Source organism: Paenibacillus sp. FSL P4-0113, from assembly GCF_038009305.1.
GTDB lineage: Bacteria > Bacillota > Bacilli > Paenibacillales > Paenibacillaceae > Paenibacillus > Paenibacillus polymyxa_D.
Map to the genome: position 1 here is coordinate 2,554,861 of NZ_JBBPAZ010000001.1, position 25,989 is coordinate 2,580,849.

Sequence of the window (25,989 nt, forward strand, 5' to 3'; positions counted from 1 at the left end):
ATCACAGCGGCAGAACAAGTCGCCACTTCGTCCAAAAAGGGAAGTCAGTGACCCCGGATCCTCTGCCCGCATAAGTTGTGAGAGAGAGGAGGGGGTACAATATGCCTCCCGGCAAATTCCCCAAACATGACAATTCACAATCCCGATTACCCACGGCTCGTGGTATCCGCCGCGCATGTACCAAAGAGTTGTATCGAACCTGCAAACGTCTGCCTGTTCACATTGCTCCTGATCTGGTCAAGCAGGGCGAAGAACTATACTGCCGCAAGGTCGTCGGACACCTTATCTGGATTGCGGAAAACCATAGTAATCGCAAACTACTGTGCGACTGGTGGGATGAAGATGTCAGCGAGGAGCTCGCGGCATTGTGGAAGGTGGATCGCGATGTCTTGTGCACCGCTTTTAGAAATGCCTATGGCGGATAGATGTTTGTGTAATGCAATCATGAACTGTGAACTACAAAAAAGTGGAGCCACCCCGCAGTGGCTCCACTTTTACTATATTCCTAGCTATGTGTCTGCTTTTTCCCCGCTCCTTCGGGAAGCAAGTCCGCACAAGCGCGTTCCAAATAAGGATCAGCATGAATAAAATCCCGAAATGCTGTGTATTCACGCCACAGAACGGATTGTTCTCCCGCTTGCCCTTTGACGGCACGAATCAGAATATTTTTAGGTGTATGCTCCATGTCGATAAATTCCAATAGCTGTGTCCGATATCCCATCATATCCAGCAGTTTGGCCCGGATTCCATCCGTTGCCAGTGCAGAAAAACGCTCCTTTAAAATGCCGTGGGAAAGCAACGGCTCCAATACCGGATTTTCCAGTTGGTTAAACAGCTCATGCTGGCAACACGGAACCGACAAAATGACGGAAGCACCCCAGCGAACAGCCTTTTCCAGCGCCGCATCTGTTGCAGTATCACAAGCGTGCAAGGTAACAACCATATCCACCTGTTCCAGTTCGTTATAGTCTGCGATATCACCGACCAGAAACTCCAACTGTCGATATTGCAGCTTTTGAGCCAGAACATTACAGGCTTCAATGACATCTGCCTTCAAGTCCAAACCAACGATCTGCAATGGTCGCTTTTGCTGTACAGCCAAATAGTGATACAACGCAAAGGTCAAATACGATTTGCCACAGCCAAAATCCACAATCGTCAATGGGCGGCCTACCGGAAGGCTAGGTAATACATCCTGCACCATTTCGAGAAACCGGTTAATTTGACGAAACTTATCATACTTGCGGGCCAGTACCTTACCATCCTCATTCATAATCCCCAGCTCAATCAGGAAAGGAATTCGTTCCCCTTCTTCGAGCACATATTGCTTTTTGCGATTATGAGACAGGTCGGCTTTACTTTTGCTCGGTGACTTTGTCAGAATGGATACTTTATATTTTTTACTGATCAGCACTTGGTAGTCTGCATCCTTGGCGCATAAAAGTCCTTGGCGGAACGTGTCCTCAAACAAGGCAGTCATACGCTCGTTAGCTTCGTCAGGGGTCAGATTTTCATGAATGACTTTGTTGCTGTAATGAAAAGCAAACTGGTAATGCAGTTTGTTTTTCAATTCTACAGGTTTAATTTGTACTTTAGTAAAAGAAGCATCCTCCCGTTTGCGAAGCTGACTCAGCGTCGCTGTTATGAGGGATCCTCCCGTGGTCAATTGGTATATAAGTTCGCGCAGTGAATCCAAAAGGTACATCTCACTTTCTTTCATGTAATTGGGTGATCTCGGTCAAACCCTCGGTGACTTCCTGGCGTGAAATTCCACCCAGCTCCAGCTCTGCATTGGTCTTATCCAGTAATTGACTATAAAACGTCTCCGCTTCCGCTAGCAGCTCTGGCTGCTCCCATGCCAATCCAAACCAGACATCGGCGGCTTCGTCCAACCTGTTTTCTCGCTCGTAATGAACAGCCAGCAGCTTGCTGGTTTCAGGGGGGAGCTCATATTCGCGCACCAGCTTCACGATACACGCTATTCGTTCAGGCAGGACCTGCAGATCACGAGTCGCGCCATTCGTATCGCTGTACAAATATAAATGAAGAGATTTCATCAAGATTCGTATACCTTCGTCTGTTCTGCTGGTTTCCAGGTAAATCGCGGCTTCTTCCTCCAAAATGCGAGCCACCTGCTGAAGCTTATCCGCTTCAATTCCAGGGCCCAATCGGAAAAGCTCAATAATTTGTTCCGGCGGCAATCGTCTGAGCAGATCTGAACGAAGACGAAACTGCTTGTTGAGCAGGTCATCTAGCTGTTTCAGCGCTTCGATGTGTTTATTTTCGCGCCTAAGACCGAGCACCGATGCTACTGCGGATGTCAATTCTTCCATCATACTGAGCAAATAGTCTTTTCTAAGCAAGCCGTTCCCTTCCTTTCATCCCGATGCCTAGACAACCAGAAACTTCTGTCTTCTGATTGTATGACATCCTTGTCTAAAAGCCAAATGCCACCGCCATGCCGCAATTTCATTTAACACAATTACAAATACTTTATAGCATCAAAGATTCGACACTCAGAAATCACGTATGGCACGTAACATTCCGTTAGTACAGTGTTTTGTAGCCGATCATGGACTAACGAAATAGAGTATTTGAAAATTTGATATTGATTCTCCGTTAGTCTCGTGTTATTTTTGTTTCATGCGAAACAAAAATAATCTTTATTATTTATTGATTCATATAATAAAATAAAATATTTATTTTCATTCGAAACAAAATTATGCATTGATATTTTACAGGGGAGGACGTTTAAGTATGGGAAAAAAATTCAGTGCGATACTACCGGAATATAAAGAGTTCATACAGCGACAGCATATTTTCTTTGTAGGATCAGCACCGATATCCGAGACGGGGCATGTGAATATTTCCCCCAAGGGATATGATTCCTTTCGTATTTTGTCAGATCAGGAGGTAGCCTATCTCGACTTGTCGGGAAGTGGCAACGAAACAAGTGCGCACATTATAGAGAACGGACGGGTAACCATCATGTTCTGTGCATTTGAAGGCGAGCCCAGTGTATTAAGACTCTATGGTACTGGCACAGTCGTGTTGCCCAATACAAAGCGTTGGAATGAGCTGTATCCTCTCTTTAATCCACTTCCTGGAGCAAGACAAATCATAGTAGTTGATGTTCATATGGTGCAGGATTCATGTGGTTTTGCAGTTCCCTTCATGACTTACACGAGCGAACGGGAAAAGCTGAAGGACGTGGCGATTCAGATGGGCGAAGAAGTACTTAAAAAGTATGCATACGAGAAAAGTTTAGAGAGTATTGATGGTTTGCCGACGGCGTTTGCCTTGAACAAAAATAATATGACTTAGGTATTCTGCACATTAACCGATATGATACAACAAGTCAGCAAAATTCAAATAAACTGAATGTATAGTGACTACATCTAAAAACAATTTGCATACAAGAAACCGGAACCTTCTGACGATCACATCAAAGGGTTCCGGTTTTTGGGCTTACCTTAGTCTACTTTTTCAAGTTTTGCTCCAAAAACGCCAAGATAGCATTAGCTAATAGCTCCGGTGCCTCAAACAGGCTCATGTGACCTGCTTCCGGCAGGGTAACCTGAGTTACTCCGGCCCGATCTGTTGTAAACGTCCGCGCTGGAGGAACCGCCTGATCCTGCTCCCCCGCTACTAAAAGAGCTGGCAAGGCAGAAGCCGACAACACATCCCGTCGGTCAGGACGCTCGCGCATAGCCAATGATGCTCCTACAGCTCCTTGCGGAGGTGTTTTGTAGCCAATTTCTTTGACTTTAAGTAATTGGCTGGACATCGACTCCACATGATCAGGAGCAAACAGTCCCGGTACGAGTCCATCTACAAAGTTGGTAATCCCCTCCGTTTGGATGGTAGATACAGCCTTGTTACGCTTTTCTTTACCTTCGTCCGTATCTGCATAAGCTGTGGAATGAATCAGTCCAAAGGCTGTAAGGCGCTCTGCATGTCTCTGCACTGCCGAAAGGGCTAAATAGCCTCCTAGGGAGTGACCAAACCAGGCAGCCTGAGGGATGTCCAATTGTTCTTGAAGTTTAAGCATATCATCTGCCATTTGATCAATCGTATAGGCTCCTAGTGGAGCATCGCTGCGTCCGTGTCCACGCAAGTCTGGAACAATACAACGATAGCTTGGGGACAGCAAGGGAACAACCTCATCCCAATAGGAGGAGCTTCCGCAAAATCCGTGCAATAGAATGATCGGATCTCCTTTTCCCTGTTCGGCATAGCAGATCGTCGTTCCTTCGCATAATACCTTTTCCATGTGGAACCCTTCCTTCTCTGTATATAATCTATTGGATCTGAATATATTAGTGAGTAGAACATGCTGATGTATATTATTAAGCAGACGATCAATATCTGAAACGGTAACCCTCTGGAAAATCTTGCGAAGCTGTTTTTAAGCCAAATTCACAAGCCGCCGCATTAGCAATATGCGCAGCCATTGTCATGACCAAGTGAAGCGAAGTCATTTGGAGTGTCCAATAGGGTTTGGGACTGCGCTCATTCACAATCGCTGCAACACTATAATGACCCACAGACGGCAGAGACAGCCCTACCGATCGCGCAGGAGTTAGCGGTTCACACGCAATAAGAAACATTCCCGTTGAGCCGTGCTGTCCAAGACAAGCATCTATGGCGATCACATGATGATCTTGGGGAATGCACTCCAAGTATGGAACCAGATGATCCGCATCACAGGGCTCCGACATTGTCCCAATCACGTGCGGAAAACCTTGCTCCTTGAGCATGGTGCCTACCAGTGGCCCCAGTGAATCACCCGACGAGCGATCTGTACCGATACAAACAAAAGTCAACTTATCTATAGCATGCTGATGATGAATTTCTCGGAAAAACGGCGCGAGTCCATCTCGATCTGTTTTCTTTACATTATGTTCTAAGGACGAGCGTCCGGGTGCGGAAGCTCGATTATACAAAGACAACTTTGCCCATCCTCCTTGATTCGGTTGTATATTGGTAATCTGGCTTTCAGTACATTCTACAACAAAAACATGATACAATACAGGCAACTTCTCCTGTTATGAAAGGATGGAAAATTAACGATGGATTTGTCTGTACCGTCTCATGCCAACATTGAGTATATGATTGAGGGCATTAAAACCAAGCTCCGTATGGCGAGTGGTGCTGCTATGCAAGCTTCCGCTTTCTCGCTGGAGCAATACGAGGACATCCATGATGTCTATGATATGGTGATAAACAAGCCTAACCTGAGCATTTCCGAGGTTGAAGCTATTGTTTCTGAACTGGGTAGATTGCGTAAGTCCTCCTGAATCAGCCTATAGGAATACAGCTTAGCTGTATTACAACCTATCATCATGAGCAACAGCCTTCATGCCAGTGGCCCTGTCACCGTAAATAAAGCTCGTACCTCCGCTCGCTTCAACAGACGCGCAACGGGGATACGAGCTTTATTTTTCGATTGCATATACGCATTTTCATACACTTCTTCACTCAAGGATGCTTCAAGGTAAATCTGCTAACACCAGTTCAGATATATCCTCATTACCTGTAGCTAGTATCTTTAATGCACAACTTTTTTGAATTCGTGCAGCATCACCAGGCCCTAACTGAAAATCTCCATCCTGGCACGTAACTTCCACATGACCGCTAACTACATAAATGTGGGTGCGGCGCTCCTCTTGCTGCGGATATTCAAGCTGCTGGCCTTTTTCCAATCTGCTCAGATACAGATTTATATCCTGCGCGATGGATAACGTTCCCTCCACTTCTGAACCAGACACAACAGGCTGAAGCCGATTTAGGCGTTCACTGTGCTTGAATCTTTGCACCTGATAAGAAGGCTGAATGCCAGGGCTCTCGGGTAAAAACCACATTTGCAAAAAGCGAACCGGTCTTTCATCCCCAGTATTTCGCTCTTCATGTTCAATCCCGGTGCCTGCACTCAGAACCTGAATCGAGCCGCTTTTTAAATCCTGCTCATGTCCCAAGCTGTCGCTATGATGCAATTGGCCTTCAATTACATAAGTGACGATTTCCAAATCGTGATGCGGATGTCTTTTGAAGCCTTGCTGCGGTTCAAGTTTGTTATCATTATGGGCTAGCATACAACCAAAATGGGCATTGCTCGGATCTTCATAATCGGCAAATGAAAAGCTAAACTCACTATGAATCCATCCTTTATTTGAGGTATGTCTTTCTGCCGATGTCACTATTTTAATCATCCTTAACACCTCCATGGATTACAGTTCCGTAAAGCAGCCTTGCTTCGTGATGACTATTCCACTTTCGGCCCTGGCATTGCAAACACTGTGATACGATCCCTTTACCCCGGGCTTAAATGCCTCAATCAGCCTGTCGTCTCCGTCGAGTTTTGCTCTTAAGTTCATTATTAGTTAAGTTAATAGTACGAAAAATTAAATCTATTACAGCCATAAGGAGGAGATTTATTACATATGCTATCCCATAAACCCCAACCATCCCGGTTCCTACCAAGCTATTTGCGTCGTAGTCTGTATGCATCTATTATCATGATCGCTGTGATGCTTCTCATCGCCTACTCTGTGCAATGGATTGGCACGGCTCCTTTTCTATATTGGGATGAGCGTATACAGGATGCTATTTTTCCAGACACAGCAGCTACTCATGACCAATTGCTAACCATCGCTATATTCATTACGTCTTTCGGTTCATTCAGCATGTCGTTAATTATCGCCCTCGGTGCTGCTACCTTATGCTGGGTCTTTCTTCGTTCAAAAGCTTATTCCTTTGCGATCCTAAGCAGCTTTACGGCGATGTGGGTGCTGAATACGCTCATTAAAGAAATTCTGCAACGGGAACGCCCGTCACTTCAACATTTGGTTGAAGCCGGGGGCTACAGTTTTCCCAGCGGTCATGCGATGATTTCCATGGGATTTTACGGCATGATATTTGCCATCTGGGCTATAGAACGAAAGATTCGTGAGCGTTCGCTCTTCCTCCCGTGCGTTCTTGGTGCACTGCTCATTATATTGATTGGACTAAGCCGTATATATTTAGGAGTTCACTTTCCTACAGATATTGTGGGTGGTTATATTGCAGGCATCATTTGGCTGGCGTTTACCGTTCCTATGATCTATTGGCGAGCGAAAATGCAACTTTCTTCTCCCCCCCGCCCATAACGTCCGATTCGGCTTTTTGTTTCACTCCGGGTCATGACGTTTATATACGAAGTAAGCAAGGCACAGCAATATCGAAGCTCAGCATTTATCAAAAACGTTATCGTTTGTGAACTTAGGATAAGGGAGGCGATCCTTGTGTGGGGAATTGTACTAAGTATTGTAATGACCATTATTATCGGATTGATTGGCGATGCACTAGCTGGACATGAAATGCCTGGCGGCATTGCAGGCTCTATGATTGCTGGATTTGTAGGAGCTTGGCTAGGTGTCATGCTGTTGGGAGACTGGGGCCCGGTCATCGGAGATTTTGCAGTCATTCCAGCCATACTTGGAACCGCATTGTTCGTATTCTTGCTCGGACTTGCGTCCAGGCTATTGAGAAGGGCTACCTAACATTTATATATATTTTTATTCTATAAAAGGAGTGATATATCATGAGTAACATTGACAATCAAAATATGGCAAGCACTTCAGGTTTTGCAAAGGGTTTATTCATTGGAGGTTTGATTGGTGCTGCGGCAGCCCTGCTGTTCGCTCCAAAGCCGGGTCGCGATTTACGTAGTGATCTGTCCGAAAAAATGACTGTTGTCTCCGATAAAACGAAGGATGTCGCATCTGTAGTTAGCAGCAAAGCGACAGATTTGGCCAAAACCGTTTCCACTAAAACAGCAGATGTAGCCAAAACGGTATCCGAGAGTAAAGACAACATCGTATCCAGCGTAACCAAAGCTTCTGCCGATGTCGCTAATGAAGCGGCCAAAGCGGATAAAGAAGTTATGGATGCAACCGCTCAAGCAGCCAAGGACACTCAAAAACAATTAAATGCAAATTCCTAATAGGAACACATTCCGATTACAACCAAAATAATATCCAAACACTGAACAGCCAGCATGCAAGAAGCTGGCTGTTTTTAAATGATAGAAAGGCTGGGATGACAATGAACAAACCAAACTCCTATGGAGATGATCTTGCTCGGAACAACAAGAGAACCTTTCACCCCCTCCAGGCTCAAGATCAGCCAGATGAGATTTCATCCAAGCAGACCTCTTCTACTCATCATCATGTTAAAACACATGATCCGGAGAGAGACTTTGATGTAAATGAGCATCCTTTTGAACTTCGCCATGAGGTCAAGCGGCTTAACAAACGCCTAGATCAAATCGCAGATACATTGGAAAAAGCAGAATTCAAAGATATTATAGAGAACTACTCCAGCACGAAAAGAAGAATTATGAGCAATCTGACTGCAGGGATTGCACGTGGTCTCGGCCTTACGCTGGGTACAGTGGTCATACTCGCCTTGCTCGCTTGGTTGCTCAGTTTCCTGGTACAGTTAAATCTTCCGGTCATCGGAGATTTCATCGCCGAATTATTAGGATATATCAAAATGAGCCAAGGTACTAAGTAATTGTCCCTATCTCATTTAAAAACGATCCATCGTAACCGATATAGACTCCCCAAAGAGCCTCCTGTTACGATGGATCGTTTTTTATTTGTAAATTATAACAGCCGTAATCAGCCGCTACAATTTGTTGCGCTTGTTAGTTTTCAATAAGTCACCTGTCCACCCCTTCATCATCAGCCAGCCGTACATTCCCGCCATACTTAGCAATGTGGCAATAATCACGGCGGTAAAACCCCAGCCTGTTTTAATCCAAGGCAGATTTTCAAAGTTCATGCCCCAAATGGCCCCCACTACAGTGGCAGGTGTAAAAACGGCGGTCACAATGGTGAGCGTCTTCGTAATCTCATTGCCCCTAAAAGCGGAAATGGCCTCGTCAATAGAGATCAGGGTGTCGATTTCCTTTTCATAATGCAGGAAAAGTCCTTCCATCCGAGTCACACGGTAAAGTAACTGCTTAAAAAAGCGATTCTCCTCCAGTTTATCCAAATATGCCTCCCGAGAAGCCGTTACCAGCTCTGAAAAAGGAATGAACATATTGCTCCAATACAACAGCTCGAAACGTGCATTCAATATAGAATCCATCAGTGTACGGGCATTTCTTTTCTCCATGTCCTCTTCCAGTCTTCTCAGGTTGATCTCGAACTTATCCATACCTGTATGAAAATAATGAAGCACGGCTCTCGCCAATACAAACATGCCGTCAGCTGCATCCTCACACTGTTCCAGCATTTTTTGGCGTTCCGCGGTGTGCATAATTTCACGGGTGTTTTGATCCAAATTTAACGTCACCAGCTTCTGGTTTAGAACCAGAAAATAAAACTTGTTGCAATTGCGTTGACTATCGATTTCCTCTTGAACGGAGTAGATCAGCGACCCGTACATTAAGGGCTGATTGCCATCTGGAAAGCGTACAGATATAAAGCTGGATGGAATGTCCTCTACCTTGTCCAGCCATTCTGCGGCTTCTGGGAGCTTCTCCTTCAAGTGCTGTATGACCGAATCTTGCCAATTCCCAGCACTGATGTCCCACCATTCCCATCCTCCACGAAAGGAAGAAATCTGTTCAAATGCTGTCATGGATTCCAACCTTCCTCCCAACCTTTTTCGCTTTATAAAAAGGACACGTTTCCCATATCGGAATAACGTGTCCTTACGATGTGACATCAAATATGTTAAACCAAGAATTCCGCGTTTTTCTCATGAAATAGAGGAATTAGACATAATCTGCTTCAGCTTTTCCGTAGCCCGCTTCTGAATACGGGAAACGCTCATCTGTGATACGCCCAACGTCTGGGCAATCGCACGTTGAGATTGACCGTCCTGAAATGCCAGAAGAAGCACCTTCTGTTCCTGCTCCTTCAGTTGGCTTAAAGCCTGCTGCAAATCCATTCGTTTTTCCACAGTGTCATAATCGTTAGCATCCGAGCTAATGAGCTCGCCTAACGTAGCTGCACTCTCTTCCTGGGATAAAGGCGAGTCCAGTGAAACATAGTGATAGCACTCACGACCAGCAAGCACCTCGATCGTTTCTTCCACGGTTAGATCCAAATAGGTCGCAATCTCGTCCACATTGGGTGAGCGTTCCAACTTAACGGTCAGTTCATCAATAGCATGTTGAACAAGCGCACCCTTTTCCTTAATGCGGCGAGGAACCTGGATGTACCAGGATTTGTCGCGCAAATAATTTTTCATATGTCCCAGCATACTTTTCATAGCGTACGGTTCAAATGGGATACCCAAGCTGATATCGTATTGCTGAAGCAGACGTATCAAAGCCATCTGACCGGTCTGATATAAATCCTCGTATAAGTCCGGACGGTTACGGGAGATTTTCCCGGCAGCCATCTTGACCATCGGCTCATACTTGCGGATCAGCACGGTAGCAATCTCGTTATCCTTGGTTTGCTGGTACTCCCAGATTAGACCAACGGCTTCATCCATCGACTCCGGGGGAGTTACCTTTTCATTCATACTCTTTCCTCACTTCTGGTCAAGCGCTTTACCAGCACCACTTCGGTGCCTTTTCCTGTCTCATTCAAGATATGGACATCGTCCATAAGCGCCTGCATGAGATAAAAGCCTAATCCGCCTATCTGTGCATCATTCAACTCCTTGTCATGCAAGGATGCGATACGGGACGGGTCCTCCACGCGTTCAAAGCTCTCCCCTTCATCTTTGACACGAATGGACAGCGAAACTTCATCAAATTCGAATGTCACTTCCACGACTCCCCCCTCATGACCATATGCATAAAGGACAGAGTTATTACAGGCTTCCGATACAGCCACTTTCATGTCTTCAATATCCTCATAAGAGAATCCCATTTTCGCGGCAATACCGTATAAATTTAATCTTACAATATCAACAAAGTCAGCAGTTGCCGGCAAATTAAGAACTACTTTTTGAATTTGAGCGTTCATTTCTTTTTCTTTCCTTTCCTATTGGGAATTCTCCTGGGGGACAAAGAATTTGGCAATACCAGTCATATCAAATAGCTTTTGAATTTGAGGCGGTACCTCTTGAACAGCAAAGCGAGACTCCATCCCATGCCTTGCTTTTAAAATGGATAACAAGATTCCAATACCTGTGCTGTCAATGTATTTAAGGTCTCTCAAGTTAATAATCAAATCTTGGCTGGATTCCCCCACCAAAGGCTCCATCACCAGACGAAAATCAGGTGCTACCGAAAGATCCAACTCTCCACTCAGATAAACGGTATTTACGCCATCGGTTGTTTCCGTAATTGCATTAAACTTCTCATTTTTATTTGTATTCATAGGCCTACTCTCCCAAAAAAAGATTTCCCTACATACTAACCCATTATACGAGCGTTTGAATCACGGTATAACTTTTTAAACACTACCAAATGCCACCATCTAAGCTTCATTGATCTGATCTTTACCCGGTTGCATTGGAAAATGGTCCGGAGAATGCCGTAGCAATGCCTGTTTTACACTGCTGATTTTAACGGGCTTACTAATATAATCGTTCATCCCCGCTTCAATACATCGAGGCTGAATACCCTCCATCACATTAGCCGTCATGGCGATAATGGCAGGTTGCGATCTTCCCGCCAATTGTTCACGCACTCTCCCTGTGCACTCCAGACCGTCCATCACAGGCATCTGCAAGTCCATAAAGATATAGTCATAGTCCTGATTAGCCGTGACCATATCAAGCGCCTGCTGTCCATCTGCTGCCACATCTGAAGCCAGTCCGAGCTTATCCAGTATATTAACCATCAGCTTCTGGTTAATCGGATGATCATCAACGACCAGTACAGGTCTACGACTTGGAGATTCCTGATGTGGAATTTCCCAATCGTGGCTGGACTCTCCCTCCAGTTCATTTTCCTGAGCAAAGCCAAGCTTCATTGTGAAATGAAACGTCACGCCCTGTTCTCCGCTCGTATCTACACGGATATCTCCGCCCATCATATTCACTAAGGTTTTACAAATGGCGAGTCCTAACCCGGTTCCACCATATTTACGTGTCATTGAAGAATCCAGTTGGGAAAAGGGCTGAAACAACCTTCCAACCTTAGCCGGATCAATACCAATGCCTGTATCCTTCACAGAAAACTCAACGGTAAGTCCATTATCGCTTTGCTCTTTGACAGATGCGAAAACATACACCCCGCCCCGGTCTGTAAATTTGACAGCATTGGATATCAGGTTAATCAGTACTTGACGCAATCTTCCCATATCTCCATATAACACAGGAGGCATCTGTTCATCGAGAAAATAAACCAGTTCCAAGTTCTTTCGGTTCACTTCTACCGTAAATAGGCTGAAAACTTCCTTGATACAGGAAACCAGATCAAAAGGATATTCCTCTACCTCCATTTTGCCTGACTCCAGCTTAGTGAAGTCCAGAATATCATTAATGACTGCTACCAGTGCGTCTGCACTACGACGGATGATATCGGCATATTCCTGTTGGTCGCTTTGCAGCTCCGTCTCCATCAGCAAATCAATCATTCCAATGACGCCGTTCATAGGTGTGCGGATCTCATGGCTCATCATCGCCAGAAATTCCGTTTTGGCATTGGCAGCAATCTCCGCTGCCTCCTTGGCGGCAATCAGTTCGCTGTTCATCTTCTCCAGCTGCTGGGTCTTCTGATGGAGCAGATGGGACTGTGTCTTCAAACGCTTGTTTGTCAGATACATTTGCACGAAACCTTCAATTTTGGACTTGAGAATTTGAGGGATGAACGGCTTAACCATATAATCAATACCGCCCGCTGAATATCCCGCAAATAAATGCTCCGCTTCCTTGCTGTTAGCTGAAATGAAGATAATCGGAATATCCTTCGTTTTCTCTCTGGCCTTGATTAGCTTTGCGGTCTCAATACCATCCATACCCGGCATCTGCACATCCAGGACTACGAGTGCAAATTCATCTTTTAATAGACATCGCAGCGCTTCTTCCCCGGATGTGGCCTTTACCAGATTATATTGTTCACTCTCCAGCACCGCCTCAAGAGCGAGCAGGTTCTCAGGTCTGTCATCTACCAGCAATATATGAATCGGTTCATGAAGCCCCATGGAATCCTCCTAAGCATCTCTATTTAATCTTCCGGTATATTTTTTCTATCCGGTCCAGCGGCTCGTAGGAATCACTATAATCGGTAAAATGTATGGATTCCTTGGCCCCAAGCACCAACACGCCAAAATGACTCAAGCTATCATAAAACAACCCATGTACATGGTTGCGAAGTTCGTCGTTAAAATAGATCATGACATTCCGGCAAAAAATAACATTGAACTCGTTAAAGGACCGGTCTGTCGCTAAGTTGTGCTCCGCAAAAATAATATTTTTCCGTAAAAAAGGATGAAACATCACTGAATCATACTTGGCTGTATAATATTCAGAGAACGATTGTGTGCCCCCGGACTCCAAATAATTTTTGGTATACAGCTTCATTCGGTCGATCCCGTATACGCCTTCCTTCGCCTGCTGTAAAGACAGGTTATTCATATCCGTCGCATAAATGCGGGCCTTATCATATAAGCCTTCCTCATGCAGCAAGATCGCCATAGAATATACTTCCTCACCCGTGGAGCAACCTGCATGCCATATTCGAATATACGGATACGTTCGCAAAATAGGAATGATTTTCTGTCTGAAATTCAGAAACAGTTCCGGGTCACGGAACATCTCGGTCACCGGAATGGAAAGGCTCTGTACCAGCCTATCGAAGGCGCTGCGATCATGCAGCACCTTCTCCTGAAGTCCTGATATCGTGCTTACATTCTCGGACTGCGCATGATAATAAACACGCCGCTTAATCGAAGGCAGAGCGTAGTTACGGAAATCGTAGCCGTACAGCCGATGTATACCTTCCAGCAACAGCTCAATCTCAATCAATTCCCGCTCGGCATCATTCGATTTCACTTCATTAGCAGCATTATCCGCCATATCCTTAGATGTCATAATCTCTCTCCAATTCCTAAATAGGTTTTGCCTGTGCCGCTCCCATCATGTGTCGATTTATATTACCCATTTTTTTGGGTTACGAATACAACCACACCCGCATTAATGATAAAAGTTGTTCGGTTTGAATCGGTTTTTTTACATAATCGGAAGCGCCTGCCTCAATACACTTGGAACGATCATCCTTCATGGCCTTGGCTGTCAGGGCAATAATAGGCATCTTCTCGAATTGTGGCATTAGCCGGATACGTCGCATCGCTTCATATCCATCCATTTCCGGCATCATCATATCCATCAGCACCAGATCAAAATCAGGTGTCTGTTCCAGCAGTTCCAGTGCTTCTCTTCCATTTTCGGCAAAGGTAACATCCATACGATAGCTTTCCAGCACACTGGACAGAGCAAATACATTGCGAATATCATCGTCTACCAACAATATTTTTTTACCTTCAAACAGCTCTTCCTTGTTGTATAGCTTTTGCAAAATTTTTCGTTTGTCCTCAGGAAGATTCGCCTCTACACGATGCAAGAACAGCGTTGTTTCGTCCAAAAGCCGTTCCGGCGATTTAACATCTTTAATAATAATAGACTCTGCATATTTGCGAAGTTGCGTTTCTTCTTTGTTATCCAGATCTTTGCCTGTATAAATAATGATCGGCAGATCAGCTAGCTGCTCGTTCTCTCGAATACGATCCAGCAGCTCAAAACCAGTCATGTCGCTCAGCATCAGATCCAGTACCATGCAGTCATACCGCTGAGTGGCCAGCTCATTCAGTGCTTCCTGACCTGTCGATACCGCCGTAATGGCAACATCATCATGATCGATCAGCTCAATAATGGATTTACGCTGATTATCGTCATCTTCAACCACAAGAAGACGTTTGACCATTTGGTCTGTATACGATTTTATATGTGAAAATGCCTTATCCAGACTTTCCTTCGAGGAAGGCTTTTTGAGATAGGCAATCGCGCCCATCATTAAGCCCTGCTTCACATCATCTATGACTGAAATAACATGCACTGGAATATGACGTGTCGATGAATTTCCTTTTAGCTCGCCTAAAATGGACCAGCCATCCATCACAGGTAATTGAATATCTAATATAATAGCGTCCGGCAAATAAGACTGAGCCATGTTGAGCCCATCGTCTCCTTGGAGAGCGATCAGTGCCTTAAAGCCCCGGCTACGAGCCATATCGTACAAAATATTAGCAAAATTAATATCATCCTCAATAATCAGCAGCACTTTATCCTGCGAGGTAATCTCGTTTCGGTCGTCCCCTGGATGTATAATGTCCTCCGCTTTGTTTTTCGAAGGTATCTGATATAATGGCAACTGTTTAGCAGGCATAATCATGGGAAGGTCCGTTTCTGCCGAGGCTGCAACATTCTCAAAATTCGAATTCACATCCGTACCGTTAAATTCCTCTCTCGAATGAGAATCCATATCCTCAGCCGTAGGCGTTTGTTCCGGCAAATACAGTGTGAAGCAACTGCCCTGTCCCTGCTCGGATTCCACCGTAATCACACCGCCCAACAATCTGGAAAGCTCGCGGCTGATTGACAGACCTAGTCCTGTCCCCCCATATTTCCGGCTGGTTGTACCGTCTACCTGCTGGAAGGCTTCGAAGATCAGATCCGTTTTATCGGAAGCAATCCCAATGCCCGTATCATGCACAGATAGAGCCAGATAGGATCTTCGTGGATTTAGCAGACCCGGAAGCTGTTCTCCATTTGCCCGAGATACACTGAAACGAATAGATCCTTCCGTGGTGAACTTGAATGCATTGGACAACAAATTACGTAAAATTTGTTTGAGACGATAACCGTCACTGATAATGGCATCTGGCAAGTTCTCTTCGATCTCGGTATGCAGTTGAAGCCCACGTTGGGCTGCGACCGGAGCAAAATTCTGCTCCACAAACAGTTCCAGTTCCTTCAAGTGGACCGCTTCATGGTTAATATCCATTTTTCCAGCGTCCACTTTGGATAAATCCAGAATTTCATCAATCATTTTCAGCAAATCCGCGCCTGACATATAAATGGTTTGTGCATATTCCACCTGCTTCGGCTTGAGATTGCCCTCCTTGTTCTCAGACAAGAGCTGAGAAAGAATGAGCAAGCTATTTAGCGGAGTACGCAGCTCATGAGACATATTGGCCAAAAACTCGGATTTGTATTTGCTTGTGATTCCTAGCTGCATGGCCTGTTGTTCCAACTGAGCTCGTGCATGTTCAATCTCGTCGTTCTTTTCTTCCACTTCTCGTACCTGTTCTTCTAGCGCTCTGGTTTTGGCAATCAGTTCAGTATTAAAATGCTCCAATTCTTCTTGTTGACGCTGTAACAATTCCTCTGAACGCTTGAGTTCCTCTGTTTGCTCCTCCAAATTTTCGTTGGAGCGCTTGAGTTCCTCTTGCTGAGTTTGTAGCTCCTCGGACTGGCATTGCAATTCCTCAGTAAGTGCCTGGGACTCGCGCAGCAATTGCTCTACACGCATCCGTCCCTTGATATTGTTCAGAATAATCCCCATGCTCTCTACTAATTGAGCAAACAGCTTCGTTTCCAGATCACTGAAGCGATCCAGTGACGCTATTTCTATAGCACCGATGCACTCATCTTCGAACAAAATAGGGAAAATCATAATTCCCACTGGCTTACTTTCTCCTAAGGCAGAGCCTATGGACAAATATCCGTCAGGAGCCTCTGTAATCAAGATCGGCTTACGATCCAAAACACATTGTCCGAGCAACCCTTCGCCTACCTGGATAACGTCTCTAATCGAATTTTCGCCAGTCACCTTTGCATAGGAGCCGTATAACTTAAATCGGTTGTCTTCTACATCTTTTCCTTGCAAATAGATGGCTCCATAACTGCCTCCCAAGATGGGCGTAAACTCACTAATGAACATCTGAGCAACTTGCTCCAGTGAATTTACGCCACGGAACAACTCAGTCACCCGAGCAGTATTGGCATTAAGCCAAGTTTGGTCCTTCTGCGTTTGAAGAACGGAATGTTCAAATTTCCGCTTTTCTTCCAAGTCTCCGGCCATTTGTTGAAATACACGAGCGACCTCACCGATTTCATCTTTGGAGGCAACACTCATTCGGCTGATGGCCCTGTACTTTCCCTTGCCAAAACCATTAATCATGAGATTCACGACATTTAGACCTTTGGCAATACTTGGGAGCACCCACAAAATAACCAGTAAGCCCATGATCAGGCCGGCGGCCATCAGAATTGTGGTAATCTGCACAGATTCTTCATACGCCAAATTAGCTTGCTTCATGTCGCTATCAATTTCCCGATCCTGAAAAACGGCAAGGGCATTAATACTATCCATCGCCTCCTCTTGGGCAGGCAAACCAGTACTATTGCGGAAAGCGTTAGCCTCATCAATACGATCTTGCCCCAACAAAGAGACCAGTCTTTGTTCGTAACTTAAAAATTCATTCCACGCGACGGCTACCCGATCAACCTGCTGTTGCTCTTCACTGGTGCCGGAATTCGTTTGCAGACTAGCCAGCACTTTCGTTCCAGTAGCCGAAATATCGTCCAGCTCGCGTTTGGCCTCACTAACGGAGGAACCTGGATTCAAGATCAGATTGGCCATCACTTTGGCCATATCGTTCACCTGCCCGCGAATAGCTGTTGTTTTCCGGACTTTCATATATCGATCCTGATAAACCTGATTCAACTGCTCATTCAGGCTCCCCATCCGGTCATAGCTGATTAGTGTCAGCACAAGGAGGATCGCCATAAGCGATCCAAAGCCAATCAGCAGTTTATTTCTGATTTTCATGCAAGCTCTCTCCCTCTTTCAACGAAATCCAGATCAGGCATTTATCATCATCACGATCTTGTGGCGCCTCTTTACGAAAAAAAGCATCCAGCATCGCTTCTTCATTCCATTGCTCATATTTACGCAGACACTCAGTCAGATACTCCAACTGCTCCTCATATTCACCTTCCACCGCCTCCAGCAAGCCATCCGTATACAAAGCGATATGCCCTGTTCCTTCATAATGAATCGTGTGCATTTCTGCATCAATCTTATCAAATAAACCAACCGGGCTGCATGCACGGTCAAATTTGGTAATGCTACCATCCTGGTTGAACAGCAAACCGGGAGGATGTCCCGCATTTACATAGTCAATTCGCCGTGCACGGGTATCAATCACCATATAAATCGCCGTAAAATAATACTGTACCAGCTGTTTGCCCAGATCCAGTTGATTAAAACGACGATTCAGCTCTTGTATGACCTTCTCAGGCTCCACATACGTGGTCACCGTGTCCTTAAGTACAGATGCAATGAACATGCAGAACAGCGAAGAAGAAATGCCATGTCCCATCATATCCAGCAAAATGATGGCATATCGCCCCTCCCCTAACGGATACCAAGAATATAAATCCCCTGCCAGTTCAAAGGAAGGCTGATAGAGCGCATTTACTTGCAGCACCGGGTCCTGAATGGCAGGACTAAGTACCGCTTGCTGCACCATCGCGGCCAGCTTCAACTCATCCTGAATTCGCTGATCCCGATCCTTATGCCAGTCCTTCTCCAATTTGAGACGCAAGGCAGATCGGATTCGCGCCATTAGCTCTACCTTGTTGATCGGCTTCGTGACGTAATCGACGGCTCCCACATCCAGAGCTTCAGCCAATTTTTTAGAATCACCTACAGCCGTTACCATAATAATCGGGATATCTTTTAAATGCTCATATTCCTGCACAATACTGCAAGCTTCAATGCCGTCCATTTCAGGCATCATCATATCCAGCAGCACCAGATCAATATCTGAAGGACGGGGCCTGAGACTAATGGTACGATCGCCTATTCCCAGATGCTCTAACATTTCTGCGGCCGAGTTAGCAGAGATCACATCCCGATAATTTTCTTTTTTTAGTATCTCACGAATAATAATGATATTCGTCGGGTTATCGTCAACAATTAGAATTCTCATTGGCTTCTCCTTATCTGTAACTCATGTATTATACTATACCTACTTAAACGGCAACACCCTTGTTGATTAGTAGTAGTGTTTCCGTAAGAAGGCATTCCAAAAACATAGATAAGGAATGAGGCTGAACCCCATTCCTTATCTATGTTTTTGGAGGACCCGCGAAACACTTGTGCTGCGGTCAACTTCCTCTTTTTCGAATCTAATGTCACGCTGCTCTTATAGTGAACAGCGATATCACGCTTTTTTAGCAATGACCAGCACTTTCCCCTGATCCAGTTCTTTTTCATAAAAGTCAGCTTCCGTATCTGTAAATCCCAAGGAAGTAATTTTAGCGCGAAGCTCATCGCCGCGGGAACGGAACAAGTTGGCTAATGAATCGAAAACGCCCTCTTCCTTAATCCCGATTTCCTTGGCATCCACCGTATCGGCAATACGATCTGTCCGATCCTGATCATGAGCGAGCACGAACACATCCTCATAACGATAGCCTGTGTTACGCAACTCATTTACTGCTTCAACGGCTTGTACACCGTTATCTACCACTTTGGCATAAGATTTATGATTGGTCTGATTCATGTTTCTCACGCTCCTTTAAGGATTGACTTCTCTGACTATTACACTTCACATATCCATTTGAAACTTCCATGTTATGTCATGCCTTAAAAAAATCAATTACCATTCCGTTTCATCAAAAAACTCAACATACTTAGGTTTATCAGACGTCTCATCCATAAACACTTTGATTGCACGTTGTCCGCGTACATATACCTCTCCGTCTTCCGCCGTGAATTGCGAGCCACCCAGCGCCTGATCGAGCGTTTTCCGTTGCAGCGGCAGCCACTTATCATTCACCTTGATTCGACCGGCAGCAGGATCTACATGCACATAAGAAACGACGTCCTCACGCATACCTACCACAACATCTGGATATTGGTATTCTGTAGAAAGCAGCAACTTATCCTTTTTGACTCGCTGTGGCTTGCCCAGCTTTTTCAATACATCAGCACGTGTATCATCCAAAGATATGCCATTTAAGGTATGAAAATCTGCTGGTACAGCATGTGGAGCGGGTATCGTCTGCACAGTCCTAACCACATGTCCCGCTATTTGCGGGGAAACGGTTTGCTGAACCGTATCCTGTCCGGAAAAGGGAGTGAGCAAACCAGCAGCTAGTAATAACGTCTTCATCATAAATCTCACCCTTTCAATGAATTTCCTGTAGTTTACGGTTCAGCCACTATGCTACTGACGCATTTTCTGCCACACCCCAGCAGCGATGTCTACATAACCCAACCAGTTTTTACCTGGCTTGGCCGCAGGCTCCTCATAAGTCGCATTGTAGCTCTGAACCGTCCGCTCCGTTGCGGTCAAAGGTCTATTCGATGTCGTTGCCTTGATCGCGTTATCCGTTCTGGAAGTATTACTCGCAGCGCTATGCGATTTCTGAAACCGTGTCATTAACGCTGTTGAAGCCTGCTTGGCAGCCAACGTCACTTCGCTGAGTACCTCCCCCAAATTTCTAACCGATTCCATCACTGGCTCCACTTGCTTCAATTTATGATCAACATCTGCGGTGATGTCATTCGCATGTCGAACCGTTTGTTTTACTTCATAACTCAGTTCATCAATCGTTTTTTGTACATCCTGCAAGGTTTGAGTCACCTTATCCAAAGAGCCTTGTGCTGCTTTCAACGTTTTAATGAGGAAAATAACGAGAACTGCAAATGCGATAGCAATAATAAAAATGCTGACCTGTGTTAACATAGCGTAACCTCTCTTTCGTCTTTCACGATGATGTTTATGATTACTGCATAGTTACCCTTTAGATTCAGACACGAAACAACGTCCAGGCTGGCTTCTTCTCCGCTCCAAACGTTATGATTCACGGACTCTCACACCGTTTAAAACAACGTATAACGATGGCACAGACACGAATATTCTATAGAAGTCTCCATCATCTGCAACCATGCTCTATCGGGGCGTGAGTATGCCACATTATATACAATTAAAGGAGGATACAGAACATGCTAAAATGGTCCGCTTTATTCTTAATTTTTGCTGTGATCGCCGGTATCTTAGGTTTTTTTGGTATCGTCGTGTCCGTAGCTGCTACAATCGCTAAAATATTATTTGTGATATTTCTGGTGTTGTTCGTCATTTCACTCTTCACCAGAAGAAAACGGGTTTCATAGTTATCGGATGCTAGCTGCACAAAAGCAATATTCTAAATGTCTATAAAAAAAGGATGTTCCCACCCTGGTCAACAGGGCTGTGGAACATCCTTTTTTGATGCAGCTTTTTAACAGTTAGCGGCGCTTTTATTGAATCACGCTGCCCCCAAACAGGAAACGGTCCTGCCAAGGCTTGCTGAAATCCGTAACTTTTACACCGCCACCCGCTACAGAAAACGTATGGAGAAGCTTGTTGTCTCCCAAATATACAGCTACGTGTGTAATCGTTTGGGAGGAGTTATCCAAGGACGTGTACGCCCCGGAAGATGCATTATAATTTGTAAAGAAGAGCAAATCGCCACGCTTCAGCGTAGTCATGTCCGTATTCGGCTGACTGTTTTGCTTGATCCACTCACCCTGTGAACGAGAATCTGCCGGAAGCTGGATACCTACAGCCTGACGGAAAATTTGACGGGTAAATGCCGAGCAATCAAAAGTAGCCGTACTGCTACGATCCGAACCATATTCATATGGAGTTCCGAGATAAGTCATCCCCGTGTTAATAACCTGCTCTATTGCAGCCGTTGCATCACCGGAAAATATGTTCATAGTTGACGCAGGAGATGCTGTCACAGGTATTGCAGTAGTATCAGGAGTGGTTGTCACCGGAGCAGACACAGGCTGCTGCACAACAACGCCCTCACCAATACGAATATACTGTGGAGACGAGCTGACGTAACCCACCGTACCACCAGCATTGGTAACCTTGAACCAATAGGCATTACTTGGATCGGTAATCGTAACGACATCCCCTGCATTCAAATAACCCAAAACCTCGGAAGAAGTGGATGCCTCCGCCCGCAAACGAACGGACGTTTGAATCGTAGCTTTCGTTTGACCGGCAGAACTATTCACTGAGGCCACAGCCTCTTTAGCTGAAACATTTTTAACTGACTCTGTGGCTTCCGATTTACGAGTGGTAGACGGGGTGACAGCAGCAGCGACGCTGGTAGCGCCAACTTTTATGTACTTGTCGGAGCTGCTAGTGTATCCGGTTACTCCATCAGAAGTCTTGATCTTATACCAATAGCTGTTGGTTTTCTCCAATACCGTTACGGCCTCTCCCTGCTTCATAAAGCTGACTACATCCCCTGTAGTCGAAGGACCGGATCTAAGCTTTACAGCCGCCTGAATAACCGCCTTCTGTCCCGTGGATGCTGTTGATGCCGCTGCGTCAACCTGACCCGGCGCCACATGAATTGCTGTCAACAGCGCGGCTGACGTCATGAGCATTCCCATCACGCGTCTTCTCAATGTTGCACCTCCTGGCTGTTTTTACGAATTTGAAGAGCATATCCAATTCCGACGAATATAGCCGGACATGCCTTCATTATAGTAAAAGCAGCAGGAAGAGAGATATAATCCAAACGTCACAAAAGGAAGCGTATACGCCTTTTACATATAGGTCTAAAGTCACTTTTAATACTAACTATTTAATAATTAATCTATAATTTGGGTTCTACATGGACATGGACATGCATCGTATTATGAACCTCTTGTAGGCGCTCCTCAATCCGGTCGCTGATCCGATGCCCTTCAATCAGGCTGAGTTGCGGATTCACCTCAATGACCACATCCACTAGTGCATGATTGCCGTGTACACGTGCCTTAACGTCCCGAATCCCCTCTACTCCAGGTATACGGGCAATCGTACTTCGTAAGTCAGACAGTTCTTGCTCATCAAATCCATCGGTCAAGCTGTGTGTGGAATCCTTAAAAATATCCCACGCTGTTTTGCAAATGATACATCCTACCGCGATCGCAGCTACAGTATCCAGCCAGGGTAGCCCGAACTGTGCGCCGATAATGCCAACTGCTGCCCCAACACTGACAAGTGCATCCGATAGATTATCCTTGGCCGCTGCCAGCAAAGCCTTATTGTTAATTTGCCGTGCCAGCCTGTTATTGTACAAGTACACTCCCAGCATAATCACGGCACAAATCACAGCTACACCCGCGGAGGTGATATCCGGTATTTGCTTTCCGCCCTTGAAAATGCTGCCGATCCCATCAATAAGCACCTGCAAACCGACGACAGCCATAATAAAGGACGCCAGCAGCGCCGCGATCGTTTCTGCCCGAAAATGTCCATAGGCATGATCAGAGTCCGGTGGCTTTTGGGAAATTCTCAGTCCAACCAGTACAGCAACCGACACTACAATATCGGTGACATTATTGAAGCCATCCGCCCGCAATGCGCTAGAAGCAAATATATACCCGCTAATCAGCTTAAAGGCGGACAGCAAGAGATAAGCAGCAATGCTTACCCACGCCCCACGCTCACCTTTTCGGATTTCATCATAGACATTTACCACAACGTAGGACACTCCTTCAAATATATAGTTCCCAGCAGAACGACCTCACCGGGCCCAAAAATAAAAATAGCAGCATCGCTGCCTTGAACCCTCAACATTAACTTTTCAAACAAGCAGCGTAGCTATCCTGAAAATAACAATTCACCTTTGGGTAACTGTTATTTTCAGGATAGCAGACGAACTTTGTGTGGGTCTAGAGAAACAGTCTTTCCGATCTGCATCGCTGTAGGAACAACGAAAAAGTATTGCCAGGCCCCATTCCTGTAGGTTACACAAAACATTTTTTCCTTCACACAAAAAACAGACGTTTTCTCTCCCGCCCCACCCCAGATGGGTGTTATCATTGTTGCCCTTGTCCCTTCTTTTAAAAACGTATAAAATGAGGACACAGCCGCGTTTTTCTTCAATCCAACATGATTGACATGAATCTGGCGGCAACAGGAGGAATTTATTCATGAGCGATGCCAATGAACCACGTAAAGTTAATCTCGCAGATGCCATTCGGGAAAAGCTGGCACAAAAAAAACAGCAGTCCGGCGCTTCACAGCAGGGCGGCTTTCAAGGCGGTTCCACCAAAACACTGAAAAGCCAAAATACGAAGAAGCCGAACAACCAACGCCGTCGTACAGGCGGATCATAAGCCACCTCATAGCCTTTATAGGGTACCAAAGGTCTGGCGAGGTCTATCTTACCTCACGGCCAGAGCCAGGTAAGCTATGGGCATGGCACAAAAACGAAAAAGAGGAGTCTCCCTGCCATCTCAATGGCCTAAAGGAGCTCCTCTTTCGTTTATCTAGTTGTTGAAGATAGCCGGTTGGAATTTTAGCCGATTTCTACCGGATACATACGTTCACGCAATTTCGCGATTTCTTCATTTTCCAAGTATTCATCATAGCTCATCGTACGGTCGATTACGCCGTTTGGTGTAATTTCCACAATGCGGTTCGCAATCGTTTGAATAAACTGATGGTCATGAGATGTGAACAATATAGTACCGTCAAAATCAATCAGACCATTGTTCAGCGCTGTAATGGACTCCAAATCCAAGTGGTTGGTCGGTTCTTCCAGCAACAGCACATTGGCACCGTTCAGCATCATTTTCGCCAGCATACAGCGAACCTTTTCGCCCCCGGACAGTACACTTGCTTTCTTAAGTGCTTCTTCACCAGAGAAAAGCATACGTCCCAAGAAGCCACGCAGGAACGTTTCGTCCTGATCCTTGGAATATTGACGGAGCCATTCCACAAGATTCATGTCCACACCTTCAAAATAGGTGGAATTATCTTTCGGGAAATAAGCTTGGCTAGTTGTAATCCCCCAAGAAAATTCTCCGCTGTCTGCTTCAATCTCGTTCATCAATACTTGGAAGAGCGTCGATTTAGGCAAACCGTTCGGCCCAACAAACGCGATTTTATCGCCTTTGTTCACAACCAGACTGAACTCATTCAGCACTTGCTCGCCTTCAACGGTTTTACTGAGGCGGTCTACTGTCAAGAGTTGTTTGCCTGCTTCGCGTTCAGGCTTGAAGTTCAGGAAAGGATATTTACGGTTCGATGGACGGATGTCGTCCAGCGTAATTTTATCCAGTTGTTTTTTACGTGAAGTAGCTTGTTTGGACTTGGAAGCATTCGCGGAAAAGCGCTGAATAAAGGCTTGCAGTTCCTTGATCTTCTCTTCCTTTTTCTTGTTGGCATCACGCGTCAAGGCAAGCGCAAGCTGGCTGGACTCATACCAGAAGTCGTAGTTGCCGACGTACATCTGGATTTTGCCAAAATCGATATCCGCAATATGCGTACATACCTTGTTCAGGAAGTGACGATCATGGGATACGACGATGACGGTGCCTTCATAGTCCATCAAGAAATTTTCCAGCCATTGAATGGATTCGAGGTCCAAATGGTTGGTAGGCTCATCAAGCAGCAAATTGTTCGGACGACCAAACAACGCTTGAGCCAGGAGAACACGTACCTTGTCATTACCACTCAGCTCAGACATGTTCTTGTCATGCAGGTCGCGAGGAATACCAAGACCGATCAGCAAGGAAGCTGCATCCGGCTCAGCATCCCAACCGTTCAGCTCCGCAAATTCGCCTTCCAGTTCACCGGCACGCAGGCCGTCTGCTTCAGTAAATTCTGTTTTGGCATACAGCGCATCTTTTTCCTTCATGATTTCATACAGACGCGTATGACCCATAATAACGGTTTCCAGAACCGGGAATTCATCGTATTCATAATGGTTCTGCTTGAGCACTGCCATCCGTTCGCCCGGTGTCATGTGAACCTCGCCTGAATTGGCTTCGATTTCACCGGAAAGAATTTTCAAAAAAGTGGATTTGCCCGCGCCATTCGCCCCAATCAGGCCGTAGCAGTTCCCAGGAGTAAATTTGATATTTACGTCTTCAAAAAGTGGGCGTTTCCCATAACGAAGCGTTACGCCGCTTGTACTGATCATATAAGCATACCATCCTTATCATTAGTTAAGTGCTAAACA

At 45.4% G+C, this 25,989-nt stretch carries 28 protein-coding genes; 9 read left to right on the forward strand and 19 right to left on the reverse strand.

The features are described 5' to 3' along the window. The first annotated feature begins 101 nt into the window (after positions 1 to 101). Positions 102 to 425 carry a hypothetical protein gene (locus MKX46_RS10905; RefSeq protein ID WP_029517184.1) on the forward strand — a complete coding sequence of 108 codons (324 nt, stop codon included), beginning with the start codon at positions 102 to 104 and terminating at the stop codon, positions 423 to 425. Positions 426 to 505: 80 nt separating this feature from the next. Here the strand turns inward: MKX46_RS10905 and MKX46_RS10910 are convergent, their stop codons facing one another. Together MKX46_RS10910 and MKX46_RS10915 are read right to left on the reverse strand one after the other, a co-directional pair. Next, the gene (locus tag MKX46_RS10910; RefSeq protein WP_029517183.1) at positions 506 to 1,720 is read right to left on the reverse strand and encodes a class I SAM-dependent methyltransferase; all 1,215 of its coding nucleotides are present in this window, start codon (positions 1,718 to 1,720) and stop codon (positions 506 to 508) included. Continuing rightward, entirely contained in the window at positions 1,707 to 2,363 is a 657-nt protein-coding gene (locus MKX46_RS10915) for a DUF6483 family protein (protein WP_069012001.1), read from the reverse strand. The genes MKX46_RS10910 and MKX46_RS10915 overlap by 14 nt, the downstream gene beginning before the upstream one ends. 394 nt (positions 2,364 to 2,757) lie before the next feature. Between MKX46_RS10915 and MKX46_RS10920 the strand changes: the two genes are divergently transcribed. Continuing rightward, positions 2,758 to 3,324: a pyridoxamine 5'-phosphate oxidase family protein gene (locus MKX46_RS10920; protein WP_069011999.1), complete on the forward strand. Its 567-nt coding sequence runs from the start codon at positions 2,758 to 2,760 to the stop codon at positions 3,322 to 3,324. A gap of 154 nt (positions 3,325 to 3,478) precedes the next feature. On the opposite strand, the gene MKX46_RS10925 is transcribed toward MKX46_RS10920, so the two are convergent. After that, complete coding sequence (locus MKX46_RS10925) at positions 3,479 to 4,273, reverse strand: alpha/beta fold hydrolase (protein ID WP_165149399.1); 795 nt, start codon at positions 4,271 to 4,273, stop codon at positions 3,479 to 3,481. An 88-nt stretch (positions 4,274 to 4,361) separates the two neighbouring features. Continuing rightward, on the reverse strand, positions 4,362 to 4,952 hold the full coding sequence (gene yyaC / locus MKX46_RS10930) for a spore protease YyaC (RefSeq protein ID WP_039273804.1): 591 nt from the start codon (positions 4,950 to 4,952) through the stop codon (positions 4,362 to 4,364). 120 nt (positions 4,953 to 5,072) lie between these two features. On the opposite strand from yyaC, the gene MKX46_RS10935 reads away from it, so the two are divergent. Continuing rightward, on the forward strand, positions 5,073 to 5,300 hold the full coding sequence (locus MKX46_RS10935) for a DUF1128 domain-containing protein (RefSeq protein ID WP_029517178.1): 228 nt from the start codon (positions 5,073 to 5,075) through the stop codon (positions 5,298 to 5,300). A gap of 192 nt (positions 5,301 to 5,492) precedes the next feature. Here the strand turns inward: MKX46_RS10935 and MKX46_RS10940 are convergent, their stop codons facing one another. Continuing rightward, entirely contained in the window at positions 5,493 to 6,212 is a 720-nt protein-coding gene (locus MKX46_RS10940) for a pirin family protein (protein WP_340886368.1), read from the reverse strand. Between the two features lie 231 nt (positions 6,213 to 6,443). Between MKX46_RS10940 and MKX46_RS10945 the strand changes: the two genes are divergently transcribed. The 4 genes from MKX46_RS10945 (at position 6,444) to MKX46_RS10960 (ending at position 8,556) form a co-directional block, all read left to right on the forward strand. After that, entirely contained in the window at positions 6,444 to 7,148 is a 705-nt protein-coding gene (locus tag MKX46_RS10945) for a phosphatase PAP2 family protein (protein ID WP_069011993.1), read from the forward strand. A gap of 135 nt (positions 7,149 to 7,283) precedes the next feature. Further along, the gene (locus MKX46_RS10950; RefSeq protein WP_341071238.1) at positions 7,284 to 7,541 is read left to right on the forward strand and encodes a GlsB/YeaQ/YmgE family stress response membrane protein; all 258 of its coding nucleotides are present in this window, start codon (positions 7,284 to 7,286) and stop codon (positions 7,539 to 7,541) included. A 41-nt stretch (positions 7,542 to 7,582) separates the two neighbouring features. After that, positions 7,583 to 7,984: a YtxH domain-containing protein gene (locus MKX46_RS10955; RefSeq protein ID WP_029517175.1), complete on the forward strand. Its 402-nt coding sequence runs from the start codon at positions 7,583 to 7,585 to the stop codon at positions 7,982 to 7,984. Between the two features lie 95 nt (positions 7,985 to 8,079). Then, the gene (locus tag MKX46_RS10960; RefSeq protein ID WP_049816975.1) at positions 8,080 to 8,556 is read left to right on the forward strand and encodes a DUF5665 domain-containing protein; all 477 of its coding nucleotides are present in this window, start codon (positions 8,080 to 8,082) and stop codon (positions 8,554 to 8,556) included. A 114-nt stretch (positions 8,557 to 8,670) separates the two neighbouring features. On the opposite strand, the gene MKX46_RS10965 is transcribed toward MKX46_RS10960, so the two are convergent. The 11 genes from MKX46_RS10965 to MKX46_RS11015 all read right to left on the reverse strand — a co-directional run bounded on the left by MKX46_RS10965 (position 8,671) and on the right by MKX46_RS11015 (position 20,717). Continuing rightward, positions 8,671 to 9,630, reverse strand: a complete 960-nt coding sequence (locus tag MKX46_RS10965; RefSeq protein ID WP_029517173.1) for a magnesium transporter CorA family protein — start codon at positions 9,628 to 9,630, stop codon at positions 8,671 to 8,673. Positions 9,631 to 9,750: 120 nt separating this feature from the next. Continuing rightward, on the reverse strand, positions 9,751 to 10,524 hold the full coding sequence (locus tag MKX46_RS10970) for a sigma-70 family RNA polymerase sigma factor (RefSeq protein ID WP_013311929.1): 774 nt from the start codon (positions 10,522 to 10,524) through the stop codon (positions 9,751 to 9,753). Continuing rightward, positions 10,521 to 10,973, reverse strand: a complete 453-nt coding sequence (gene rsbW, locus MKX46_RS10975) for an anti-sigma B factor RsbW (RefSeq protein ID WP_013311930.1) — start codon at positions 10,971 to 10,973, stop codon at positions 10,521 to 10,523. The genes MKX46_RS10970 and rsbW overlap by 4 nt, the downstream gene beginning before the upstream one ends. 18 nt (positions 10,974 to 10,991) lie before the next feature. Beyond that, positions 10,992 to 11,330, reverse strand: a complete 339-nt coding sequence (locus MKX46_RS10980) for an STAS domain-containing protein (protein WP_023990272.1) — start codon at positions 11,328 to 11,330, stop codon at positions 10,992 to 10,994. Positions 11,331 to 11,429: 99 nt separating this feature from the next. Further along, a complete protein-coding gene (locus MKX46_RS10985) occupies positions 11,430 to 13,100 on the reverse strand; it encodes a response regulator (protein ID WP_029517172.1) in 1,671 nt (556 codons plus the stop codon). A 19-nt stretch (positions 13,101 to 13,119) separates the two neighbouring features. After that, positions 13,120 to 13,989 (reverse strand): CheR family methyltransferase, encoded by an 870-nt coding sequence (locus MKX46_RS10990; RefSeq protein ID WP_029517171.1) that lies wholly within the window; start codon positions 13,987 to 13,989, stop codon positions 13,120 to 13,122. Positions 13,990 to 14,068: 79 nt separating this feature from the next. Then, positions 14,069 to 17,788 (reverse strand): response regulator, encoded by a 3,720-nt coding sequence (locus MKX46_RS10995; RefSeq protein WP_029517170.1) that lies wholly within the window; start codon positions 17,786 to 17,788, stop codon positions 14,069 to 14,071. Beyond that, positions 17,772 to 18,953 (reverse strand): PP2C family protein-serine/threonine phosphatase, encoded by a 1,182-nt coding sequence (locus MKX46_RS11000; RefSeq protein WP_029517169.1) that lies wholly within the window; start codon positions 18,951 to 18,953, stop codon positions 17,772 to 17,774. Before MKX46_RS11000 ends, MKX46_RS10995 begins: the two co-directional genes overlap by 17 nt. Positions 18,954 to 19,187: 234 nt before the next feature. Beyond that, positions 19,188 to 19,529: a general stress protein gene (locus MKX46_RS11005; protein WP_023990277.1), complete on the reverse strand. Its 342-nt coding sequence runs from the start codon at positions 19,527 to 19,529 to the stop codon at positions 19,188 to 19,190. 96 nt (positions 19,530 to 19,625) lie between these two features. Further along, on the reverse strand, positions 19,626 to 20,144 hold the full coding sequence (locus MKX46_RS11010) for a hypothetical protein (RefSeq protein ID WP_029517168.1): 519 nt from the start codon (positions 20,142 to 20,144) through the stop codon (positions 19,626 to 19,628). A gap of 51 nt (positions 20,145 to 20,195) precedes the next feature. Next, positions 20,196 to 20,717, reverse strand: coding sequence for a DUF948 domain-containing protein (locus tag MKX46_RS11015; RefSeq protein ID WP_029517167.1), 522 nt, complete (start codon positions 20,715 to 20,717; stop codon positions 20,196 to 20,198). A 260-nt stretch (positions 20,718 to 20,977) separates the two neighbouring features. Between MKX46_RS11015 and MKX46_RS11020 the strand changes: the two genes are divergently transcribed. Further along, the gene (locus MKX46_RS11020) at positions 20,978 to 21,145 is read left to right on the forward strand and encodes a DUF1328 domain-containing protein (protein WP_029517166.1); all 168 of its coding nucleotides are present in this window, start codon (positions 20,978 to 20,980) and stop codon (positions 21,143 to 21,145) included. Positions 21,146 to 21,271: 126 nt separating this feature from the next. On the opposite strand, the gene MKX46_RS11025 is transcribed toward MKX46_RS11020, so the two are convergent. Further along, the gene (locus MKX46_RS11025) at positions 21,272 to 22,438 is read right to left on the reverse strand and encodes a C40 family peptidase (RefSeq protein WP_165149405.1); all 1,167 of its coding nucleotides are present in this window, start codon (positions 22,436 to 22,438) and stop codon (positions 21,272 to 21,274) included. A 191-nt stretch (positions 22,439 to 22,629) separates the two neighbouring features. Then, a complete protein-coding gene (locus MKX46_RS11030) occupies positions 22,630 to 23,499 on the reverse strand; it encodes a cation diffusion facilitator family transporter (protein ID WP_029517164.1) in 870 nt (289 codons plus the stop codon). A gap of 454 nt (positions 23,500 to 23,953) precedes the next feature. Between MKX46_RS11030 and MKX46_RS11035 the strand changes: the two genes are divergently transcribed. Continuing rightward, entirely contained in the window at positions 23,954 to 24,139 is a 186-nt protein-coding gene (locus tag MKX46_RS11035) for a hypothetical protein (RefSeq protein WP_029517162.1), read from the forward strand. 182 nt (positions 24,140 to 24,321) lie between these two features. Here the strand turns inward: MKX46_RS11035 and MKX46_RS11040 are convergent, their stop codons facing one another. Continuing rightward, positions 24,322 to 25,950, reverse strand: coding sequence for an ABC-F family ATP-binding cassette domain-containing protein (locus MKX46_RS11040; RefSeq protein ID WP_013311942.1), 1,629 nt, complete (start codon positions 25,948 to 25,950; stop codon positions 24,322 to 24,324). Positions 25,951 to 25,989 lie beyond the last annotated feature (39 nt).